Source organism: Pseudomonas sp. RIT409 (assembly GCF_003052515.2).
GTDB lineage: Bacteria > Pseudomonadota > Gammaproteobacteria > Pseudomonadales > Pseudomonadaceae > Aquipseudomonas.
Window position 1 is genome coordinate 1 of the sequence record NZ_QARE02000017.1, and the last position, 20,273, is coordinate 20,273.

18 protein-coding genes and 1 pseudogene are annotated in these 20,273 nt (G+C 60.7%); 8 read left to right on the forward strand and 11 right to left on the reverse strand.

Annotation, left to right across the window (positions count from 1 at the left end):
* Window positions 1–714, reverse strand: a 714-nt coding sequence (locus DBP26_RS19505; protein ID WP_108239295.1) for an aldo/keto reductase, incomplete at its 3' end; no start/stop codon positions are given.
* Window positions 715–859: 145 nt separating this feature from the next.
* Here DBP26_RS19505 and DBP26_RS19510 point away from each other — a divergent pair.
* The 3 genes from DBP26_RS19510 to DBP26_RS19520 all read left to right on the forward strand — a co-directional run bounded on the left by DBP26_RS19510 (window position 860) and on the right by DBP26_RS19520 (window position 2,891).
* A complete protein-coding gene (locus DBP26_RS19510) occupies window positions 860–1,195 on the forward strand; it encodes a hypothetical protein (protein ID WP_108239167.1) in 336 nt (111 codons plus the stop codon).
* 196 nt (window positions 1,196–1,391) lie between these two features.
* Entirely contained in the window at window positions 1,392–1,964 is a 573-nt protein-coding gene (locus tag DBP26_RS19515) for a TetR/AcrR family transcriptional regulator (RefSeq protein WP_108239168.1), read from the forward strand.
* A gap of 63 nt (window positions 1,965–2,027) precedes the next feature.
* The gene (locus DBP26_RS19520; protein ID WP_108239169.1) at window positions 2,028–2,891 is read left to right on the forward strand and encodes an SDR family NAD(P)-dependent oxidoreductase; all 864 of its coding nucleotides are present in this window, start codon (window positions 2,028–2,030) and stop codon (window positions 2,889–2,891) included.
* A gap of 117 nt (window positions 2,892–3,008) precedes the next feature.
* On the opposite strand, the gene DBP26_RS19525 is transcribed toward DBP26_RS19520, so the two are convergent.
* Complete coding sequence (locus DBP26_RS19525) at window positions 3,009–3,350, reverse strand: carboxymuconolactone decarboxylase family protein (protein WP_108239170.1); 342 nt, start codon at window positions 3,348–3,350, stop codon at window positions 3,009–3,011.
* 113 nt (window positions 3,351–3,463) lie between these two features.
* On the opposite strand from DBP26_RS19525, the gene DBP26_RS19530 reads away from it, so the two are divergent.
* Entirely contained in the window at window positions 3,464–4,384 is a 921-nt protein-coding gene (locus tag DBP26_RS19530) for an AraC family transcriptional regulator (RefSeq protein ID WP_108239171.1), read from the forward strand.
* 36 nt (window positions 4,385–4,420) lie between these two features.
* On the opposite strand, the gene ligD is transcribed toward DBP26_RS19530, so the two are convergent.
* Together ligD and DBP26_RS19540 are read right to left on the reverse strand one after the other, a co-directional pair.
* Window positions 4,421–7,063, reverse strand: a complete 2,643-nt coding sequence (gene ligD / locus DBP26_RS19535) for a DNA ligase D (protein ID WP_108239172.1) — start codon at window positions 7,061–7,063, stop codon at window positions 4,421–4,423.
* 98 nt (window positions 7,064–7,161) lie between these two features.
* Entirely contained in the window at window positions 7,162–8,079 is a 918-nt protein-coding gene (locus tag DBP26_RS19540) for a Ku protein (protein WP_108239173.1), read from the reverse strand.
* Window positions 8,080–8,313: 234 nt separating this feature from the next.
* On the opposite strand from DBP26_RS19540, the gene DBP26_RS19545 reads away from it, so the two are divergent.
* A complete protein-coding gene (locus DBP26_RS19545) occupies window positions 8,314–9,501 on the forward strand; it encodes an MFS transporter (protein WP_108239296.1) in 1,188 nt (395 codons plus the stop codon).
* A gap of 68 nt (window positions 9,502–9,569) precedes the next feature.
* The gene (locus DBP26_RS19550) at window positions 9,570–10,292 is read left to right on the forward strand and encodes an SDR family oxidoreductase (protein WP_108239174.1); all 723 of its coding nucleotides are present in this window, start codon (window positions 9,570–9,572) and stop codon (window positions 10,290–10,292) included.
* Between the two features lie 138 nt (window positions 10,293–10,430).
* On the opposite strand, the gene DBP26_RS19555 is transcribed toward DBP26_RS19550, so the two are convergent.
* From DBP26_RS19555 to DBP26_RS19565, 3 genes are all read right to left on the reverse strand, one after another.
* Complete coding sequence (locus DBP26_RS19555) at window positions 10,431–11,150, reverse strand: dienelactone hydrolase family protein (protein WP_108239297.1); 720 nt, start codon at window positions 11,148–11,150, stop codon at window positions 10,431–10,433.
* A gap of 208 nt (window positions 11,151–11,358) precedes the next feature.
* Window positions 11,359–12,684, reverse strand: a complete 1,326-nt coding sequence (locus tag DBP26_RS19560) for an LLM class flavin-dependent oxidoreductase (protein WP_108239175.1) — start codon at window positions 12,682–12,684, stop codon at window positions 11,359–11,361.
* 18 nt (window positions 12,685–12,702) lie between these two features.
* Complete coding sequence (locus DBP26_RS19565) at window positions 12,703–13,644, reverse strand: aliphatic sulfonate ABC transporter substrate-binding protein (RefSeq protein ID WP_108239176.1); 942 nt, start codon at window positions 13,642–13,644, stop codon at window positions 12,703–12,705.
* A gap of 209 nt (window positions 13,645–13,853) precedes the next feature.
* On the opposite strand from DBP26_RS19565, the gene DBP26_RS19570 reads away from it, so the two are divergent.
* Window positions 13,854–14,297, forward strand: a complete 444-nt coding sequence (locus tag DBP26_RS19570; RefSeq protein ID WP_108239298.1) for a hemerythrin domain-containing protein — start codon at window positions 13,854–13,856, stop codon at window positions 14,295–14,297.
* A 110-nt stretch (window positions 14,298–14,407) separates the two neighbouring features.
* Here the strand turns inward: DBP26_RS19570 and DBP26_RS19575 are convergent, their stop codons facing one another.
* The 4 genes and pseudogenes from DBP26_RS19575 to DBP26_RS27380 all read right to left on the reverse strand — a co-directional run.
* The gene (locus tag DBP26_RS19575; protein WP_108239177.1) at window positions 14,408–15,406 is read right to left on the reverse strand and encodes a bile acid:sodium symporter family protein; all 999 of its coding nucleotides are present in this window, start codon (window positions 15,404–15,406) and stop codon (window positions 14,408–14,410) included.
* Between the two features lie 105 nt (window positions 15,407–15,511).
* Window positions 15,512–15,775 carry a hypothetical protein gene (locus tag DBP26_RS19580; protein ID WP_146749678.1) on the reverse strand — a complete coding sequence of 88 codons (264 nt, stop codon included), beginning with the start codon at window positions 15,773–15,775 and terminating at the stop codon, window positions 15,512–15,514.
* 137 nt (window positions 15,776–15,912) lie between these two features.
* Window positions 15,913–17,091, reverse strand: a complete 1,179-nt coding sequence (locus DBP26_RS19585) for a GGDEF domain-containing protein (protein WP_108239179.1) — start codon at window positions 17,089–17,091, stop codon at window positions 15,913–15,915.
* A gap of 613 nt (window positions 17,092–17,704) precedes the next feature.
* Window positions 17,705–17,887 (reverse strand): annotated as a pseudogene (locus tag DBP26_RS27380) (helix-turn-helix transcriptional regulator); the annotation flags it as partial.
* Between the two features lie 563 nt (window positions 17,888–18,450).
* On the opposite strand from DBP26_RS27380, the gene DBP26_RS19595 reads away from it, so the two are divergent.
* Window positions 18,451–20,130 (forward strand): methyl-accepting chemotaxis protein, encoded by a 1,680-nt coding sequence (locus DBP26_RS19595; RefSeq protein ID WP_108239181.1) that lies wholly within the window; start codon window positions 18,451–18,453, stop codon window positions 20,128–20,130.
* The last annotated feature ends 143 nt before the right edge of the window (window positions 20,131–20,273 follow it).

A 20,273-nucleotide genomic window follows, 5' to 3' on the forward strand; every position in this document is an offset into this window, starting at 1 on the left:
GTTGCAGATGACGGCCACCCCGCGGTCCCGGCACAGGGGTAACAACCGCGACTCCACCGCGCGGTCATCCAGCGCGTAATTGATCTGCAGAAAGTCCAGTGGCTCGGCTTTGATGACCGCTTCGACTTCGTCATACGCCGACGGGGTGTAGTGGGTGATGCCGATGTAGCGAATACGGCCCTGTTCCTTCCATTGGCGCAACGTCGGCAGGTGGGCTTTCCAGTCCAGCAGGTTATGGATCTGCATCAGGTCGATGCGATCTGTCTGCAGCAGCCGAAACGACGCCTCCATCTGGGCAATGCCCGCTTGGGCGCCACGGGTCCAGACTTTGGTGGCGAGAAAGGCTGGCGAGCGTGGCCGGTGGATCGACAGCAACTCTCCTGTGGTCTGTTCGGCTCGCCCGTACATAGGCGAGCTGTCGACCACCGTTCCGCCGGCCTTGAACAACTCGGACAGCACCTCAGGCAGCGCCTGATACGCTGGATCACCGGGCGCTACGTCGAAACCGCGATAGGTGCCGACACCGATCATCGGCAATGGCTCTGCGCTGGAGGGAATGTCTCGGGTCAACATGTTCCGGGCTCCTGTGCTGTTGCCTGAAGGTTTTATTCGTTCGTCAGCCATGACCGGCAGTGCGTCGAACGCCAATGCCGCCGCTACCCCCGCAGCCACCCTCAGCAAACGTCGACGGGTAAACAGCGCCGAGTGCCTCATGACCGTGCCTCCTGATCGGACAATGACTGATCGACCCTCCACTGTCGGCATCGGTTCAACCGCCCATCGGCCCACAGGCACAGGACGATGGAACACTGCGCGCGAGCACGCGTCACACGTTATGCACAGACCCAGGAGGCCCGAAATGAAGACAGTGATCACCCTCAAGGAACTTGCCGAAGCGGATTTGCGCCCCTACAAGGAAGTCTGGCTGACCTCTGCCGAAGCGCTCACGGAGAGCGGCCATAGGGAAGACGAAATGTGCCTGTGGCGCTCGAACCAGGCCTACACCCACGACATGCTCAGCGAAGGCACCCACGACCAGAACCTGCACGGTGTCTGGCTGGTGGTGGATGACATCGACGACCCGGACCAGGTCATCGAGATTGAAGACACGGTGCGCCAGCGCTTGAACACGCTGAATTTACAAGGTGAGTTCTACCCGGCAGAGACCGGTGACGGGCTCGCTTCGATCGGCTGATGCATTACGGGACGACCGCCCGGCCCAGGCTGCTGCGTTTCGACGCAAGGTTGATCATCGCCGTTTGACGAACGACACGGCAGTTGCCGGGACTTGCCTAGTGCCGGAGTTTCCGACCGAGCGTCCACCACCCGCTTGTCACCTGAGAAGCTCCGGCGTATAAATGAGTAACTACTCACTCAATTCCAGATTGCCCATGGCTCGTCCCAAAAGCGAAGACAAGCGTACTGCACTCGTGAAATCCGCTGTTCGCGTTTTCGCCGAACAGGGCCTCGGCGCACCAACCTCCAGGATTGCCAAAGGCGCGGGTGTATCCGAAGGCACGCTCTACAACTACTTCGAGACCAAGGACGACCTCCTCAATCAGGTGTATCTGGACGTCAAAGCGCAACTGCGCGATGCCATGATTCCGGGTTACCCGAAAGATCAAGACCTCAAACGCCGCTTGCACCATGCCTGGCACACCTACGTCAACTGGGGCGTGGCCCACCCTCTCGAACGCAAAGCGATGGCTCTGCTGATGATGTGCGACCGCCTGACCGAAGCGAGCCGACGGTCTGGAAGCGAGGCGTTCGGCGACATTCAGCGCCACATGCAAGAAGGCACCACCCGCGGCGTGCTGCGGGATCAGCCTACGGCGTTCATCGCCGCGATCATGCGTTCGCTGGCAGAAACCACCATGGACTTCATGACCAACGAACCGGAGCACGCCGAGCGCTATTGCGACGCAGGCTTCGAGGCTTACTGGAATGCAATTGCACAGGACTGATACATGCGCTTTTAAATGAGTGATTACTTACTCATAACGTTATTCACTTGCTAGGAGTTCATTATGTCTAAAGTCTGGTTAGTCACTGGCAGCGCCAGTGGCCTTGGCCGCCACATTGCCGAAGCCGTGCTGCAATCAGGCGACTGCCTGCTCGCCGCCGCCCGTCAAATCGATCGCCTTGAGGATCTCAAGCAGCGCTACCCGTCGCGCATCCTTCCATTTGAACTGGATGTCACCGACGCCTCCGCCGCCAAGGCGGCGGTAGACGCAGCGGTGTCGACCTTTGGCCGGCTGGATGTGCTGGTCAACAACGCGGGCTTCGGTCACATGTTGCCGTTCGAGCAAATCGCTGAAGCGGACTTCCGCCTGGAATTCGAGACGAACTTTTTCGGCGTGGTGAATCTGTGCCGAGCCGCCGTCCCGGTCTTGCGGGAACAGGGCGCGGGCCGGATCGTACAGATTTCCTCGGTCGGTGGACGGATGGCCACGGTGGGCTTGAGCGCCTATCAGTCGGCCAAATGGGCGGTGGGCGGTTTCTCTGATGTGCTCGCTGCAGAGCTCAAGCCACTGGGCGTGCACGTGACCACCCTGGAGCCTGGCGGCATGCGCACCCAATGGGCCGTCCGTGCCCGCGGCAGCGACGTGCCCTACATGGCGGCGTATGAACAGAACGTTGGCCAGATGCGTGCCTTGTTACGGACGATCACGGGCAACGAAAACAGCGACCCTGACCGGGTCGCCCAAGTGATCCTCAAGCTCGTCGAACACCCCCAGCCACCGCTGCGTCTGCTCTTGGGAAGCGATGCGCGACACTACCTGGCACCCGTAGAGGCGAACAGGGCCGACACCGCCGAGCGCTGGAAAGAGGTCAGTGAATCGGTGGATTTCAGTTGCGTCGGGCCTGTGCCCGCATTACCCGAAAGCTGACAGCCGCTGCGCACTGCGCCAAACGGAATACGGCAGCGCCGTCCACCCCGTGCAGTCGAACAACACGGCCGAGGGACGCGTCGCCGCTCAGCCGTGTTGCGAAGAAGCGGGACCGCCTCACTTCTTCAAGGCGTCGTACGCCTCTAGCGCATGCATCGAGTAAATGTAGGCCGCACCTGCGTTCAGCGAGATGGCGGTCGCCAAGGCCGCGGCCACTTCTTCTCGAGTGGCCCCCGCCGCGATGGCGGCTTCGGAGTGGGCCCCGATACAGCCGTCGCAACGGGTAGTGATCGCCACCGCGATGGAAATCAACTCGCGGGTCTTGGCGTCGAGGACATTGTTCTCTGCGGCGGCATCGCCAAGCGCCATGTAGGCCTTGACCATTTTCGGGTTGGATTTGGACAGTGAACCGAAGGATTTCTTGATGGTGGAAACGAGGTCGGGCCAATTGCTGAACATGGTGGTATCTCCTGAGAGCGGCGACTAGACTGCGCCGGGAACACGACCAGTTTCCCTCCGTTGCGCTGGTGGAACTTGCCTGTTTTACTCATTTTTTTGTTCGAACGTCTCATATGAACGCGATCGACACGCTCATTACCCTCGCGGATGTCCGGGGCAGCCTTGATCTGCGCTGCCAGTTTCAGGGCGACTGGGCGCTGGATCATCCCCCCGAAGCCCCGGGTACCGCGCCTTATCACATTGTCCTGGCAGGTGAATGCCACGTTGAATTGCCAGACCGTCGCGACGTGAAGCTGGTGGCGGGCGACATCCTCGTGCTACCGGGAGGCGCGGCCCATGCCCTTCGCAGCCCTGGGAAGCGGGTCATGCCGTCAGTGCCGCGCAGAGAGCCCGGTGGTTTGTTGGAGGTCAAGCGATTCGGCGACGGCGCCGATCTCGATTTGCTGTGCGGCAGCTTCCACTACCAACAGGGTTCCATGCTGTTCTCGGCGCTGCCCGATCACGTGTTGATTTCGACTCACGCACTGGGCACAGAGCACGCGCTTGGCGCGCTGGTCGCCTTGCTGCGCAGCGAAGCCGATACGGATCAGGCGGGCGGCCAATACATGGTCAATGCGCTGACCTCGGCGCTGTTCACGCTGGTCCTGCGTGCCCATCTGGCTCAGTCGCCCCAGGGCAATGGCAGCCTGGCCTTGTTGAGCGACCGCCGTCTGAGCCGCGCCTGGCAGGCGATGCTCGCCAACCCTGCCCACCAATGGACCGTCGAAGGCCTGGCGGAACTGGCGACCATGTCCCGCGCAACGTTCATGCGCACGTTCAGCAAGGTCAGCGGCAGCTCACCCTGGGTCCTGTTGACCCAAGTGCGGATGCAGATGGCGTTCGGGCTGCTCAGCCGGTCGCGCAGCGGGTTGAGCGACATCGCCGCTGAAGTGGGCTATCAATCACAAGCGGCATTCGCCAAAGTGTTCAAAGACACCTATGGCCTGGCGCCGGGGCAGATGCGGCGCAGTCTGGCGAGCGTTAAATCGGGGTGATGGGTGCCACCTCGGCCATGGCCTGGCACCGACGCGTCACCCCGGCGCTTTGACCCCCAACCTCTTCCACATCGGTTTGGTGATCCGTTGGGTGTTCTTGTACCCGGCCCACGGGTCGGCCTTGAGCTTGCGCAGCCGTTTGAGCACATTGCCGATGTTCCACTGCGCAGAAGATTTCAGGCCAGTGAGCTCCTCTCGGGTCACCGGCACCGACACCGGAAGGCCCGGACGTGCGCGGGCGGAATAAGCGGCCACGGTACTCGCTCCCCGTGAGTTACGCAGGTAATCGATGAAGATCTTGCCCACGCGATTCTTGGGGCCGGAGGTGGCGGTGAAGCGTTCAGGCAGTTGTTGGGAGATGAACTGTGCCAGCGCCTTGGCGAAGGCTTTGACGGTCTCCCAGTCGGCCTTGCGCGCCAGCGGGACGACGATGTGCATGCCTTTGCCGCCACTGGTCTTGATGTACGCATCCAGCCCTATTTCATCCAACACCGACAAGGTCAATTGCGTCGCTTCGATCATGCTGCGCCATGGCAAGGCGGGGTCCGGGTCCAAGTCCAGGACAAAGTGGTCAGGCAACTCGATCTTGTCGTAGGTCGCGCCCCACGTGTGCAGCTCCACCGTGCCCATCTGCGCTGCGCCCACCAGGGCCTGCACACTGTCGATCTCCATCAACCGTGCGTGGCCGGGGTCAAGCGAAGGATCGAGCTGCTTGATATGAGGAATGGCCAGCCGATCGGCATGCTTCTGAAAGAACTGCTCGCCCTCCACGCCCTCCGGGCAACGCAACAACGCAACTGGCCGGTGATCCAGATGAGGCAGGATCCAGTCGGCGACTGACTCGTAATAATGCGCCAGATCGATCTTGTGCAAGCCGCTCTGGCTGTCGATGACCCGGTCGGGATGACTGATCGGGACGCCCGCCACCTCGATCTTGTCTTTGCCTGAGCGCTTGCCCGCGGGCTTGGCCTGCTCGGTGGACGCTTTCGTCTTGCCTGAGGCTGACTTTCCGGCGCGGGGCTTGAACGGGGCTTTGATGTCCTTCGGCGTTCTGGGGTATTCGTGCACCACTTCACTCGCGGGCTTATCGTTGCGCAACGCAATGAACGAGGCGTGGCGGATGATCCCTTCGCGGGTCCATTCGCTGAACTGGACTTCGCCCACCCACGACGGCTTGACCCAGTGCACCCCCTTCGCCTGGGCGCTGGTGAGTTTCTTCGCCAGAGGTGAGGTGTCCTGTTCCATCGCCTTCAGGCGTTCGGCCATTTCGCCAAGCATTTTCTGGTTGAAACCGGTGCCCACTCGACCTGCATACACCAACCCGGCCCCCTCTTCGTTGACCGCCAGCAGCAGCGCGCCGAAGCCGCTGCGAGTGCCTTGGGGCTGGGTGAACCCGACGATCACGAACTCCTGACGCAACGTGCACTTGAGTTTGATCCAGTCCGGGCTGCGGCGAGATTGGTAGGCGCTGCCCGCCCGCTTGCCAATCACCCCTTCCAAGGACAGCGAGCAGGCGCTCTCGATGATGTCCCGGTGGCTGGCAGAGAACGCCTCAGAAAAGCGCAACGGGCCTTTTTTCTGTTTACCCAGCAGCTTTTTTAGGGCCGCACGGCGCTCTTCCACCGGCCGCTCTCGGATGTCCTCGCCATTGATGAACGGCACGTCGAACAGGTAATACACGATGTCGTTACTGCGGCCGCGGTCGAATGCGTTTTGCAAGGCCTGAAAATCCGGCAGGCCGTCGTCGTTGAGCACCACCGCTTCGCCGTCGAGCCAGCCATCACCCAGGTTCAGCTCGCTGATGGCCTTGGCTTGCAGGGGCAGACGGTCGGTCCAGTCATGGCCATTGCGGGTGATCATCCGCACCTCACCACCGATGATCCTTGCCAGGATCCGGTAGCCGTCGTACTTGATTTCGTACAGCCACTCGCCCTCTGGCGGCGTGTCCATGAGGGTGGCCAGTTGCGGCGAAAACTTTTCTGGAACAGGCGATGAACCGGCCGACGAGGATCGGGGCGACGCCGTGTTGCCGGACGCCTTCTTCTCCGCTGCCGCTGGTGCGGCGGCGGCCGTCTTACGCTTGTTCGTCTTGGCTGTCGCGCGCTTGTCACCCACCGTGGCGCCACTGACCACGCTCAGCGGCTTGTCCACCACAATGTCGTAATCGTCGGCTGACCGCACGGCGCTGTCTTTCTCCTTGATCAACAGCCACTGTTCCTTGTCGCCGCTGCCAGGCAAGTGAGTGCGCACCAGCGCCCAATCCCCGGTGAGCTTTTCACCGATCAGGGTAAATTTGAGTTTGCCAGCCTTGTACGTCTCGCGGGGGTCGCCATGGGGCTGCCAGACGCCGCGGTCCCAAACGATCACATCCCCGCCGCCGTATTGGCCTTCCGGGATGTGGCCCTCGAAGCTGCCGTAATCCAGCGGATGGTCTTCAACGTGAACGGCAAGGCGCTTGTTTTTGGGGTCCAGACTAGGCCCCTTGGGGACCGCCCAGCTCTTGAGGGTGCCGTCCAGCTCCAGGCGAAAGTCGTAATGCAGGTTGCGGGCGTCGTGCTTGTGAACCACGAAGGTCAATGCGCGGCCCTTCTCGTCACTGGCCGAGACGTCGGATTCGGGGGGCTCGGATGTGATGTCGAAGTTGCGCTTGCGGGCGTATTCACTCACGGGTCTGGCCATGGTCGATTCAACCTCTGCACCGTTATTTCAAAGAGCCGTTTCACAGAGCCGTTTCACAGATCGATGCCAACGCACGGCTGTACGCAAGGCTTCGTCCGTCAGGACGCTTTGGTGGTTTTCTTCCTGGCCGGCGCTCGTCGTTTGGTGGGGCCTGCCTCGTCGGCGGCTGCCTTGCTTTTGCCGGCAGATTTGGTCTTGGCCTCTGCCTTGGAAGAGCCTCCACGGCTGCCCAGACTGCGCTTGAGCAATTCGGTCAAATCAATGACATCAGCGGATTTGCGCTCGTCCTCACCGGCGTCGGTTTCCACATCTTCGATCTTGCCTTCCCGGGCCTTGGTTTCAACCAGCGCCATGATCTGTTCCTGAAAACGATCGCGGTACTCGTCGGCGTCCGGTGTCCAATCGGCGCTCATGTCCTTGACCAGCCGCTTGGCCATGTCCAACTCGCTTTTATTGAGCTTCGCGTCGGTCACTTCCTTGGGCAATTCGAGACTGTCCAGCCCACGCACCTCGGCAGGCCATCGCAGCAGCACCAGCATGATCGCCGAGTCCAGCGGCATCACGGCGGCCAGGTGCTGGCTGGTGCGGATCACCACATGGGCCAGTGCCACCTTGCCGGTGTCCACTAACGTCTGCCGTAAGAGAGCGTAGACCTTCTCGCCGCGTTTGTCGGGTGCCAGGAAGTACGGGGTATCGATGTTCTGCAGGGGGATGTCCGCGCTGTCGACAAAGCCGAAAATATCGATGGTCTGAGTCGAGCGTGGGTGGGCGGCGCGAATTTCATCTTCGCTGATCACCACATAACGGCCCTTCTCGTGCTCCACGCCCTTGACGATATTTTCCTTGGTCACTTCCTTGCCGGTGACTTTGTTGACCCGCTTGTAGCCGACCGGGTCCATGCTGCGCTTGTCCAGCCAGTCGAAATCGACCCCTTGATGGGACGTTGCCGACACCAGCGCCACCGGTATGTGCACCAGTCCGAAGCTGATCGCGCCCTTCCAGATTGCCCGAGCCATTGCCTGAATTCCCTTGGGGTGTGTACAGGAATGACCGGACAGAAAGTGGAAAAGTTTCGGCCGATTGACGCCCTCCCGACGAGGTCATGCCATTCCTTTCAGGCATAGCTCATATCGATTCGCTAGACCTTCTTAAGGCTATGGAAAAGCGTTAGCCTCTGGTCCTCAACCCTTGTCTTCCGATGGCGCAAGCTGTCGACACCCTCACGGTCAACCGAGTAGCTCATGACTTCGATGCCTCATCCGTCCCACGGCACTACCATGACGAAGGGACTGGCGACACTGTTCGCCTTTTGCTGCGGCGCGATCGTCGCCAACATCTATTACGCTCAACCGATCATTGGCCTGATTGCGCCCGATATCGGCCTGTCGAGCACCGTGGCGAGCTTCATTGTTTCGCTGACGCAGATTGGCTACGCGCTGGGGCTGTTTTTCCTGGTGCCTTTGGGTGATCTGCTGGAGAACCGTCGCTTGATGATGGTCACCACCGGCGTGGCGCTCCTGAGCTTGCTGAGCGCGGCGTTCTCCCAGTCCCCCGATGTGTTTCTATTGGCTTCCCTGCTGGTGGGTTTCAGCTCAGTGGCCGTGCAGATCCTGATTCCCCTCGCCGCCCATCTGGCGCCCGAAGAGAGCCGTGGGCGGGTGGTGGGTAGCATCATGGGTGGCCTGTTGCTTGGCATTCTGCTGGCGCGGCCGGCCTCCAGTCTGATCGCCGATCATCTCGGCTGGCGCGCAGTGTTCGGTACCGCGGCCGTCGTGATGCTGGTCATTTCCCTGGTACTGGCAACGACCATCCCCAAACACCAACCCACCCACAGCGCCCGTTATGGGCAATTGCTCACATCCCTGTGGACCCTGCTGCGCAAGCAGCCGGTGTTGCGCCAGCGCGCGTTTTATCAAGCGTGCATGTTCGCCACGTTCAGCCTGTTCTGGACCGCCGTGCCGCTGGAGCTGGCGCGCAACCATGGGTTGTCCCAGAGCCAGATTGCCCTGTTCGCACTGGTCGGGGCCATTGGCGCCGTCGCAGCGCCGATTGCCGGCCGCCTGGCAGATGCGGGTCACAGCCGGGTCGCCAGTCTGTGCGCCATGCTGTTCGCGGCGCTGAGTTTTCTTCCCAGCCTTGTAGAACCGGCCTACGCGGTCATCGGCATGGCGTTGACGGGCGTGGTGCTGGATTTCTGTGTGCAGATGAACATGGTGGTCGGCCAGCGCGCCGTTTATGCCCTGGATGCCAAAAGCCGCAGCCGTTTGAACGCGTTGTACATGACCAGTATTTTCATCGGCGGCGCGATCGGCTCGGTGATCGCCAGCGCCCTGTACGACCACGGCGGCTGGGGCTGGATCGTGATCGCGGGCAGCGCTTTCCCACTGCTGGCGCTATTGGCCTTCCTGAAAAACGCCACCGCCGCGCGCCCCGCATGAGACGGGGTTCTCACAGGTGATTGGCCTGAACCGGTCAGCACCTTTCACACAGTTCAAGGAGTGATGTCATGACCCGCCGCACTTTCCTCATCACCGGAGCCAGTAAAGGCATCGGTCGTGCGTTGTCCGAGACCCTTGTCGCCGCCGGCCACCAAGTGGTGGGCATCGCCCGCCACGCCGACGACCCGACCTTCCCCGGCGTCCTCAAAGCCATGGACCTGAGCGACAAGGATCAGACCCGCTGTGGCCTGGCCGAGCTGGCGCAGCATTATCCATTCGATGGCGTGGTCAACAATGTCGGCCTGGTGCGCCCGCAGGCGCTGGGGCAGATCCAGCTAGACGATTTCGACGCGGTGATGAGCGTCAACCTGCATTCGGCCCTGCTGGCCACTCAGGCCTTGCTGCCGCACATGCGCCAGCAAGGCTGGGGCCGCATCGTCAATATTTCCAGCCTGACGGTGCTCGGGATTACCCAGCGCACCGCCTACGCCGCCGCCAAGGCAGCACTGATCAGCTTCACTCGTTCATGGGCGCTGGAGCTTGCGCAGACGGGCATCACCGTCAATGCCGTCGCCCCCGGTCCGACCGAAACCGAGCTGTTCCGGCAGAACAACCCCGTGGGAAGCGAAGGCGAGAAACGCTACCTCGCCGGCGTGCCCATGGGGCGGTTCGGCCAGCCGGAAGAAATTGCCTCAGCCATCGCCTTCTTGTTGTCGGAACAGAGCGGCTTCATTACTGGCCAGACCCTGTTCGTCGATGGGGGCGCCTCGGTCGGCAAAGCCGCATTTTGAAGGATTGGACCGCCCGAGGCCTTCGGCGTGTAGCGGCGCCGCGCGAGAATCAGAGGCGCCAGCGTATTCCCCCCGTTCCCGCCCGCCCGCGTCTTTAACGCGCGAGCGCAAACCACCGACGCTTTCGAGCGTCGGTGGTCACTTCAACTGTGCGGCAATCCAGCCCTTCAGATCCTCCACCTCATTGGACGTGATGGTGTGCCCCGCGCCAGGGTAGGCGTGGAACGCAGGGTTGATCAGCAGGTTCTCGAGCACGGTCCGCGCCTCAGTGGCACCCGTGAACGGCACGCGGTTGTCTGCCTGGCCATGCCCGATGAAGACACGCAGAGACTTCAGGCGGTCGTCCGGTTGCAGCCTGGCGTTGAGCGCCGAAAGGATTTTCCCGCTCAGTGGCGCGATCCCGCGCACCAGTTCCGGATGTTGCAGGCCGATCTGGTAGGTCATCATGGCGCCTTGGCTGAAACCCACGAGGATCACTTTGTCCGGCTGCGTACGGTACTTCTCCGTCGCCTGTTCGATGAAGGTCCTGAGCAGGTCGGTGCTCGTGTCGACATCGCGGGTCACGCCCTCGTATTCGGCTTGATCGGTGTCTTGGGTGAACCACTTGTACCCTCCGCCGTCGACCTCCAGCGGCGCACGCACCGACAGGTAGCTGAAATCGCGGGGTAACTCGTCCTTGATGCCGAACAGATCACGCTCATCACTGCCGTAACCGTGCAAGAAGATGATCAGGGGCTTGTCATGGGTGTCGGCAGGGGCTGCGGCGAGATAGGGTAACGCCAGATCAGTCAGCAAGGCCGGGGCGGCATGGGCGAAGCCTGTGAACACGCACAGCAACGCGGCGAAAAAACTCTTCATTGAAAACGGGCCCTTTGAGGAAAACGTCGGGCCCATCATACGCAGCAGGCATCGGATGTCAGCCCGCAATCGATGGGTAAAGGCTGTCGGGAAGCTGTACAGCCCGCCAATAGGCCTGTACGAACACCTGAGGCGGGCCTGGCCATGGGCCCAGATCAGCACGCCCTGCAGAATGTCCGTGCGGCGTTCGAGGCCCAACCCTTCAGCGTCACTCCTGGAGCGCAGCCAGCCCCAAATGCTCGCGTAACGTCGAGCCTTCGTAGGCCGTGCGGAACAATCCTTTGCGCTGCAGGTGCGGAATCACACTCTCGACGAATTCGCTGAACGACCCCGGCAAATAGGCGGGGGAAATCACGAAACCATCGCACCCGCCCTGAGTGAAGAGTTCAGCCAACTGATCGGCGATCTGGGCTCCGGTGCCCACCAATTGCGGCACGCGGACGCTGCTGGCAAAGATCCTTCCCAATGCTTCCAATGTGGTGTCGGCCCCCTGCATCAGCAGCTTTTCCGCGGCAGCCGGATGAATGGACGGCGCTCGCGCGACTTCTGCCAGCGTCGATGATAGGGAAAAGGGCGACAAATCGACGTTCAACTGCGACGCCAGCGTCACCAACCCCAACTCCGGCCGCGCCAGTGCATTGTGTTTGTCGCGCTTGGCTCGAGCTTCCGCTTCGCTGCCGCCGATAAAGGGCATTACCGCCGTCAACACCTTGCAACTGTCCGCGCTGCGTCCTTGCTGTACCACTTGGCCGCGGACATCTTCGCGAAACGCTTGCATGGCTTTCAAATGCGGATGAATGGTGAAAATCGCCTCAGCCCATCGCGCCCCGAAACGCCGCCCGCGGCCCGACGAGCCGGCTTGAATCAAGACCGGGCGGCCTTGCGGGCCACGCGGAATGTTCAAGGGCCCTTCCACCCGGAACCAATCACCCTGGTGCTGCACGGAGCTGATCTTCGATGGATCGGCCAATACGCCGTTTTCACGGTCCAGCTTCAATGCTCCCGGCGCCCAACTGCGCCAGAGCTTGAGCGCGACCTCGACGAATTCGTCGGCGCGGTCGTATCGCAAGTCATGCTCCAAGTGCTTGTCCTTGCCGAACAAACGCCCTTCGCTGTCATTCATCGACGTGACGATGTTCCAGGCAGCACGCCCCTTCGACAGATGATCGAGCGTCGCGAACTCGCGGGCGATATGCGCAGGCTCGTAATAGGTGGTCGACCGAGTGGCCCCCAGCCCCAACTTGCGGGTCTGGCCCACCAGATAAGAGAGGATCGGCAGCGGGTCCAGCCGGGTGGCGTCCTGTGCGCCATAGCGCAGCGCAGTGTCGCGGGATCCGCCCATCTGGTCGCCCACGGCCAGGCGGTCAGCGAAGAACAGGAAGTCGAACAACCCCTCCTCCACCACCTGGGCGGTGCGGCTGTAATACTCGGGGTCCAGGTAATTGCCCAGGGTTTCCGGGTGGCGCCAGACGGCGTGGCTGTGAATGACCGGCCCACTGAGCAGGAAGGCCGACAGGTGAATTTGGCGACTCATGAGGTTCTCCCGCCCTGCTTAGTGAGCCTGGGGCGTCCAGACGGCAATATCGGAAATGGTCAGCGGCTTCGGAATCAGCTTGGCCTCGTAGTAATAGTCAGCGATGCGTTGCTGCTCGGCCAATTGGTCCACCTTGACCGGGACAATGTCGTAGCTGCGCCGGCTGTTGGCCAATTCCACGGTCTCAGGCGGGATGTTGCCCCACAGCGGCGCCAGCTTCTTGGCCGCTTCCTGGGGGTGGCCTTTGACCCACTGCCCCGTGTCGCGAAGGGTGTCGAACACCACTTGCAGCACATCCGGGTGAGCCTTGGCGAAGCGCGTATTGGCGACGTAGAAGCGGTTGTAGTTGGCGATGCCGTCCTTGCCGTCGGCAATCACCCGAACATGGTGTTCGCGTTGCTGCGTCGCCAGGAACGGGTCCCAGATGGCCCAGGCATCGACATTGCCGCTGGAAAATGCCGCCACGCCATCCGGCGCTTCCAGATACACCGGTGTGATGTCTGCCAGCGTCAGCCCGGCTTTCTTGAGCGCCGAAATCAGCAGAAAATTGCTGCCCGAACCTTTGGAGACCGCCACCCGCTTGCCCTTGAGATCGGCCACCGTGCGGATGGGTGAGGCGTCCTGGACGATGATCGCCTGCGCGCTCGGCGATGGGTTCTCTCGGGCGTAGTAGGTCAACGGGGTATTGGCAGCCTGGGTGAACAGCGCGAAGGCATCCGCCACATCGGCGTGCAGGTCGACACTTCCCGCATTCATCGCACTCAACAGGCCGCTGCTGAACTCATGCCAGTTGACGGTAAAACCCAAGGGCTTGAGGCGTTGTTCGAGCTGGCCATCATTCTTGAGCAAGATCCAGAGCGTCGATGAGCGCTGGTAACCGATATCGATCACCTGCTCGGCCTGCGCCGCCACGGTGGTCAGCAGCAGAGCAGCTGCCAGGAAAAGTTTACGAAGGGGCATGACGATCCTTGGGGGCGGTTGTAGAAAAGGGCCCGACGCGTTCAGCACCGAAAGGCATGAGTGCCGGCCATGTAAGTTATTTTTGATTATAAAAACCGCGGAGAATTATTAAAGAAACGTATAGATCTAAGCTTATGCCGGGCACCGAGTGGAACGCCTCACACCCCCGCGAGGTCTAGGATGAGGTGAGCCCGACCGAGGAAGTGATCGTGAATATTTTTGAAGCCCTGAGAGAAAGCCATGACCGTCAGCGCGGCTACGCCGATGCCTTGATCAAGACCCACGGCGACACGAAAGAGCGAGCCGACGCCTACGAGCAGTTGAAGGCCGAGCTGCAAGCCCACGAAACTGCCGAAGAACGTTTTTTCTACATTCCTCTCATGGCCTACGACAACGGCGTCGATCTCAGCCGACACGCCATATCGGAACACCATGAGATGGACGAGATGATGGAAGAGCTCGACGAGACCGACATGTCCAGTCCGGCGTGGCTGGCGACCGCGAAAAAGCTGTCGGAAAAGGTGCACCACCATCTTAAGGAAGAAGAACACAAATTCTTCCAGATGGCCGGGAAGCTGCTGGACGACCAACAGAAAGAAACGCTGGCGAGCCGCTACGTGAAAGAGTACGAGGAGCAGCTGGCCGAGGCGTGAAACCGTCCGCCGGCTTCGAGGTGGGTGCGGTGGCGGCGAAAGAAGACGCCACCGCCCTGATCAGCCAAGTGTCGGCACACGTGCCGGATGGCCGGTTGACTGTCAGGCCTTCAAGGATCGACCTGTGCCATGAGCTCGGGGACCGATTCGGTTCTTCTCGCGTAGCGCTGAGCCAGAACCGCGCAGACCATCAGTTGGATCTGGTGAAACAGCATCAAGGGCAAGATCAACACCCCGATGGTGCTGCCCGCGAACAGGACTTGTGCCATCGGGACACCGGTCGCCAGGCTTTTCTTCGACCCGCAGAACAGGATAGTGATGCGGTCTTCCAGGCTGAAACCGAACGCCTTGCCCAGTAGGGTCGAGATGACCAGCACCAGCGTCAGCACGATGCCACACACCGCCACCAGGCCGACCAAGTCCCACAGCGGAATCTTGTGCCAGAGACCTTCGTTGACCGCTTCACTGAAGGCCCCATAGACCACCAGCAGGATGGAACCTTGGTCGACGTATTTCAGCCAGTGTTTGTTGCGCCCCACCCAGCCGCCAATCCAGCGGCGCGCAATCTGACCGGCGATGAAGGGAAGTAGCAGCTGGATACTGATTTTCACGATCGCGTCGACGGTCGAGCCGCCGTCGCCATGAACATTCAGCAGCAACGTGACAAGAAGCGGCGTGATGAAAATCCCGAATAGGCTCGAGGCTGCAGCGCTGCAGATCGCAGCGGGAATGTTGCCTCTGGCCAGCGACGTGAAGGCGATGGCCGATTGCACGGTCGCCGGCAACGCGCACAGATACAGAATGCCCATGTACAAGTCGTTGCCGATCAGCGGCGACAGAACCGGCTTGAGCGCCAACCCCAGCAGCGGAAAGATCACGAACGTCAAACCGAATACCAGCACATGCAAGCGCCAGTGACCGGCGCCCGCAATGATCGACTCGCGGGACAGCTTGGCGCCATGGAGGAAAAACAGCAGTGCGATCGCGATGTTGGTGAGCCAACTGAAACCCACCGCGACCTGGCCGCTGGCGGGAAGCACACTGGCAATGATCACCACAGCGATCAGCGTCAACGTGAAATTATCGGGGAGAAAGCGAGGACGACTCATGGGCGTTATCCGGTCAAGGCATGGACAGTGTTGCGACTGTACGCCTTCAGACAGGTGCGGGCTAACGCCAATGAGTCCGTGAATAGCGGCAAAAGGACAGATTGATCAGGACAGCCCGCCCTCTATCACCCTCAACACGGTGACCCGTTGTTTTCCCGGATTTTGCGCGATCATTTGATTGAGCGCAGCCTGCCACCGGTGAATGTCCTTCTCCTGCGACAACGCCATCAACGCCTGCCAGCCCATCCCCTGCGATGCAACACGGCTTTCATTGGCCGCTTCGGCCATACGTTCACGCTTCATCAGGTTTGCTGCAATTTCCGAGAGGGTACTCACGACGGGCTCCAGGGCGCGCGCGAGGCGCGCCAATACATGACTGCGGGGATGATGCAGGGTGTCATCACGTCAAAAAAATGGTGATCGCGCCGCCTGCCCCAGGGTTACAGCAAGGTTCAGACCAGTGCCGTGAGCGCCGCAAAAATTCGGACCAGTTGCACGGCGACTCGTCAAACGGGCGGCAGCAGGGTCTCTGCCAAGTTCGTCCGATCCACCAGCCGCGTGCTGTCACGCCCGCCGCGCTTGGACGCGTAAAGCGCGGCGTCACACTGTTCGATCAACGCGCCAAGGCTCGTCGGAGGGGTGTCGAACAGAATGGCACCAATGCTCAACGTCACCGCCTCAGGGGTGACGAACGCCACCGATGCCGCGTCGTGAAAGCGCTGGCGCAGCGCCCCACTCAATGCATCGACCTGCTCGTGGGACGTGTCGCTCAACAGGATCACGAACTCGTCGCCGCCCAACCGCGCGGCCAGCGCTCCATTGGGCAACAGCGAGCGAACCATCTCACTGAGGGTGATCAGCAAGCGGTCACCCGAGAGGTGACCATGCAGGTCGTTGACCGACTTGAAGTGATCGATGTCGATCAACAACAAGGCACCCAGGCGAAAGGCGCGTACGTCTTCCAGCAAACGAGGTGCACGGACCTCCAGCGCACGACGGTTGTACAGCGCGGTGAGAGGGTCGCGGGCCGCCAGACGTTCAATGCGTTTTTCCCGGCGATAGCGTTCCGAGCCCGTCATCGAGAGGGCAATCAGCATGATTGCCATCGCACCTTCCACCAGCGAAACCTGGATAATTTCCCCTCGAAATGCCGCGAGGTCTATCAAGGTCCCCGGCAGCCCTGCCGTGATGGCCTTGGCCAGGTAAAACAGCCCATGACCCATTAACACATAGCGCAACTGACCCGCGCCCACACTCAGCGACCTGCCGTGGGGCCGCAGCAGCGAACTGGCCTTGAACATCAACAACGCCACCAGCGTCGAATTGACCATCAGCATGACCTTGGACCACCACGGCGCCTCGGGCAGCAGCAACATCCCCACCCAAACGGCAAAAATCAGGTACCAGCCTCGCGCCAGTTTCGACTCGGTAAAGCGTCCCACGCCCAACAGGAACAAGAAGTGCGCCGTGACCAGCAAACCGTTGGCGAACCAGATGCCAATGAACAAAATGCCGCTGCTGCGCAAGAGCGCCAGGGTCGACCCCACGGTGATCGTCGCAAAACCGGCGCTCCAGAACAGCAGTGAAGTTTCTCTGACATGGCGCCACTCAGCAGCCAAGTAAAGCGCGGCAGCGGCTGCCAAGGCGATTGAGAGGGTCAACAGGGTAATTGGGTCGAGCGCCATAACTGCCTGGTCTTTCTGTAAAGCGTGGGAAGGACGTCATTGTATGCGTCCGTAGCAGATTCTGTGCCGCAAGTGCGAGCCGCTTTGGAGAATTCACCGGGGGTGTGCCGGGGCAGTCAGCCATCTAGCCAAGCGTCATAGGCCGAGTGTCTGAGAAGCAGCGGCCTCATTGAGCGGGATGGCTACATTCAGCCATTGCCGGGGTGGACGTGGTCAAGCAGTGTGGCGGTTGAGTGTGGAGTGTGGCCTGCCCCTTGCACTTGGCCGATGCAAGGGCTATTTCAGTGTTTGCCCGGACCCATCAAGGGGATGAAGATGAACTGGCGATATGCATCAACGCACGGTCAATGAATCGCTGGGAGTCCTTCCTGAACTCGGTGACCTGAGAGGCGAAACTGGCGCCCGGGCTTTCCCCGTGTGCTGGCTGAAACCAGGTTGCGACGTCCTCGATGACTTGCGTGGTATGGGACAGCGACTGGAAAAGGTCATCCAGTATCAGCCCGGCATCGACAGGTTTATTGACTTCACGATATGCCTCGCGCCTACGTTGCGCGAATGCTACAGAGGACAAACCGGGTCCAGCTTTCCCAGCGTCGCGCTCACCTGCGTTAAACAGGTACAGGAGGTCCACCCCTGCATCGCAGACCCGTTGGAGGTAGTCCGCCTTTGGTAAGCGAAGCCCTTTTTCATAATGACTTTGCGCATTTGGCTCGACGCCGGCGATCTTTGCGAATGCCAACTGGGTGAGGCCCAGTCTTTTACGCTCGTTTCTCAATCGTGTTCCGAGTAGTTCCATGTTATTGCTCCTGCTGAATTCACCTGCGCGGTGTCATCCGCAGATGCAATGGGGGGCTGGAGTGTAAGCGTCCAATTTAAGCTTGGAGCGAAACAGCGCCGCTCTTGGCTGTCCAACCACAATACTCTTAAACGGATAGCCGAAATGACTTTTCGAATAGAGCTGACCAGTGGTCGGGAAGCGTGATAAGTGGAAAACGTAGACACAGTCAGCGGTTTGCTATCCGGGTTTTTCGGTGAGTTTCCGACTGAAGGCAAAAAAGCTGGATAAATAAGAAAGCAGCGTCAAGCGAACAACGCTCGCGCCGCTCATGATCTTGAAAAGTCTGGTCCGTTATAGATCCGCTGCCATGTGACCCCTGCGACGATGATGGGAAAGCGTTCGGATAGCTGAAAACGTGAACGCTCAGGCCGCATACCCGCCTTCCACCACTGGCTGCGGGACATTGGCCGCAGTCAAACACTGCCCGATTTCTACGTAGTATTACGAGCATCCTGCCAAGTAAATGGCGACTATCATCGTGCCGTTTGCCGACACCCCAATAACAATTCCGGTATTGAACAATGACTCTGTCCATCCGTAGCAAAGTGGTGGTACTTTGCGTCGCTCCCGCACTCCTGCTCGCCTTCCTGATTGCTGGTTTATCGGTCACCCTCCTTCAAAAAACCGCTGACGACCAGGTAAACGACACGCGAAACACGCTGATCACCAGCCGAAAAAGTGCGCTGGAACACTCTGTCCAGGTTGCCCAAAGCGCCATCGCGGCCCTCTACGAAGCCTCCTCCCCCGGAGACCTGACCGCTCGTGACAAAGCCGTCAGCATCCTCAAGCAACTGAAATACGGAACTGACGGCTACTACTTTGGCTACGATGCCAACAGCGTCAGGGTTTTCTGGGCCGACAAAGACGTCAAAATCGGCGAGAGCTTTCGCGACTTCCGCGATCCCGACGGCGTGCCCGTGATCAACGAACTGGTGCGCGTCGCCCAAGAAGGTTCGCACTACCAGCGCTACCGTTTTCCCATCCCCAACAGCGATAAGGTTGTCCCGAAGATCGGCTATGCCCTCTATCTCGCCAAGTGGAACCTGATGATCGGGACCGCGGTGAACCTGGACGACATCGACGCGCAGGTGGCGCAGGTTTCCGCCGAACTGAAGTCGCGTCGTTCAGAGTTGGTCTGGCAGGTGCTTGCGCTGAGCATCGTGGCCTCGGTTCTGTTGGCCTTGCTGGCTGCGTGGCAGGTCAAACGGCTGTTTTCGCCCTTACTCCAACTCCGCTTGCAATTGGACAACATCGCCTCGGGAGACGGGGACCTGACCCATCGCTTGCCCATTGCGGCCGAGGATGAACTGGGGCAGTTGGCCCTGGCCTTCAACCGTTTCGTCGACAAGATTCACCGCTTGATCGGCCATGTCGCAGGCATGACTTATCGCCTGAACACGCTGGTCGCGGATGTCGCGGATCAGGCCCAACGCTCAGAAAAGGCGATGGACCTGCAGCGCCAGGAAACCGATCAAGTCGCCACGGCCATCCATGAAATGTCCACCGCCGCCCTGCAAGTCGCGCAGAACGCTCAGCAAGCTGCCCGGGCCGCGAGCCAGGCACAAAACGAAGGCGCCTCGGCCGGGACCGTCGTCAACGCCAGCGTCGACAGCGTCAATGGCCTGGTGGAAAACCTCACCGCCAGCGGCTTGTCCTTGACTCAGCTGCAGACCGAAGTCGATGCGATCGCCGGGGTGCTGGCGGTTATCCGCGCCATCGCCGAGCAAACCAATCTGCTGGCACTCAACGCCGCGATCGAGGCGGCTCGCGCCGGTGAAGCAGGCCGCGGGTTTGCGGTCGTCGCCGATGAAGTCCGAGCGCTGGCAAGCCGCACGCAGGATAGCACCAAGGAAATTCATGGGATGATCGGACGGCTGGAGGCCGGGACCGTCAATACCGTCACTGCGATGCAGCAATCCAGTGAAGCAGGCGGCAAGACTCGCGAACAGGCCGTGCGCGCCATGACCTCGCTGGAGGCAATCGCCAGTCTGATCTCGTCCATCAACGCGATGAACGCGCAGATCGCCAGTGCGGCAGAGCAGCAAACCGCCGTCTCCGAAGAGATCAACCGCAGCGTCCAGCAGATCGCCGTGTCCATCGACGCCGTTGCGCAGGACACCCAACGCGGCGCCGATACCGCGCGGGAGCTGTCGTCACTCAGTGCAGACCTGGAGGCCGCCATCAAGCAGTTCAGGATCTGACACTTGAAAGCGCTGCCCCGTAGCCCCCCGGCCCCTAACGGCGAAAACAAAAAAGCCCTGCATCTGCAGGGCTTTTCTGTATCTGTGTGGCGGGAAACCAGGGATTCGAACCCTGGGAACGCTATTAACGTTCGCCGGTTTTC

Excerpts from the sequence above, each read along its gene's own strand:
- ligD (WP_108239172.1), bottom strand. The coding sequence starts at position 7,063 with ATGGCCAGACCCGTGAGTGAATACGCCCGCAAGCGCAACTTCGACATC.
- DBP26_RS19575 (WP_108239177.1), bottom strand. The coding sequence starts at position 15,406 with ATGAGTCGTCCTCGCTTTCTCCCCGATAATTTCACGTTGACGCTGATC.
- DBP26_RS19540 (WP_108239173.1), bottom strand. The coding sequence starts at position 8,079 with ATGGCTCGGGCAATCTGGAAGGGCGCGATCAGCTTCGGACTGGTGCAC.
- DBP26_RS19545 (WP_108239296.1), top strand. The coding sequence starts at position 8,314 with ATGCCTCATCCGTCCCACGGCACTACCATGACGAAGGGACTGGCGACA.
- DBP26_RS19595 (WP_108239181.1), top strand. The coding sequence starts at position 18,451 with ATGACTCTGTCCATCCGTAGCAAAGTGGTGGTACTTTGCGTCGCTCCC.
- DBP26_RS19525 (WP_108239170.1), bottom strand. The coding sequence starts at position 3,350 with ATGTTCAGCAATTGGCCCGACCTCGTTTCCACCATCAAGAAATCCTTC.
- DBP26_RS19520 (WP_108239169.1), top strand. The coding sequence starts at position 2,028 with ATGTCTAAAGTCTGGTTAGTCACTGGCAGCGCCAGTGGCCTTGGCCGC.
- DBP26_RS19585 (WP_108239179.1), bottom strand. The coding sequence starts at position 17,091 with ATGGCGCTCGACCCAATTACCCTGTTGACCCTCTCAATCGCCTTGGCA.
- DBP26_RS19530 (WP_108239171.1), top strand. The coding sequence starts at position 3,464 with ATGAACGCGATCGACACGCTCATTACCCTCGCGGATGTCCGGGGCAGC.
- DBP26_RS19515 (WP_108239168.1), top strand. The coding sequence starts at position 1,392 with ATGGCTCGTCCCAAAAGCGAAGACAAGCGTACTGCACTCGTGAAATCC.
- DBP26_RS19550 (WP_108239174.1), top strand. The coding sequence starts at position 9,570 with ATGACCCGCCGCACTTTCCTCATCACCGGAGCCAGTAAAGGCATCGGT.
- DBP26_RS19565 (WP_108239176.1), bottom strand. The coding sequence starts at position 13,644 with ATGCCCCTTCGTAAACTTTTCCTGGCAGCTGCTCTGCTGCTGACCACC.
- DBP26_RS19560 (WP_108239175.1), bottom strand. The coding sequence starts at position 12,684 with ATGAGTCGCCAAATTCACCTGTCGGCCTTCCTGCTCAGTGGGCCGGTC.
- DBP26_RS19555 (WP_108239297.1), bottom strand. The coding sequence starts at position 11,150 with ATGAAGAGTTTTTTCGCCGCGTTGCTGTGCGTGTTCACAGGCTTCGCC.
- DBP26_RS19510 (WP_108239167.1), top strand. The coding sequence starts at position 860 with ATGAAGACAGTGATCACCCTCAAGGAACTTGCCGAAGCGGATTTGCGC.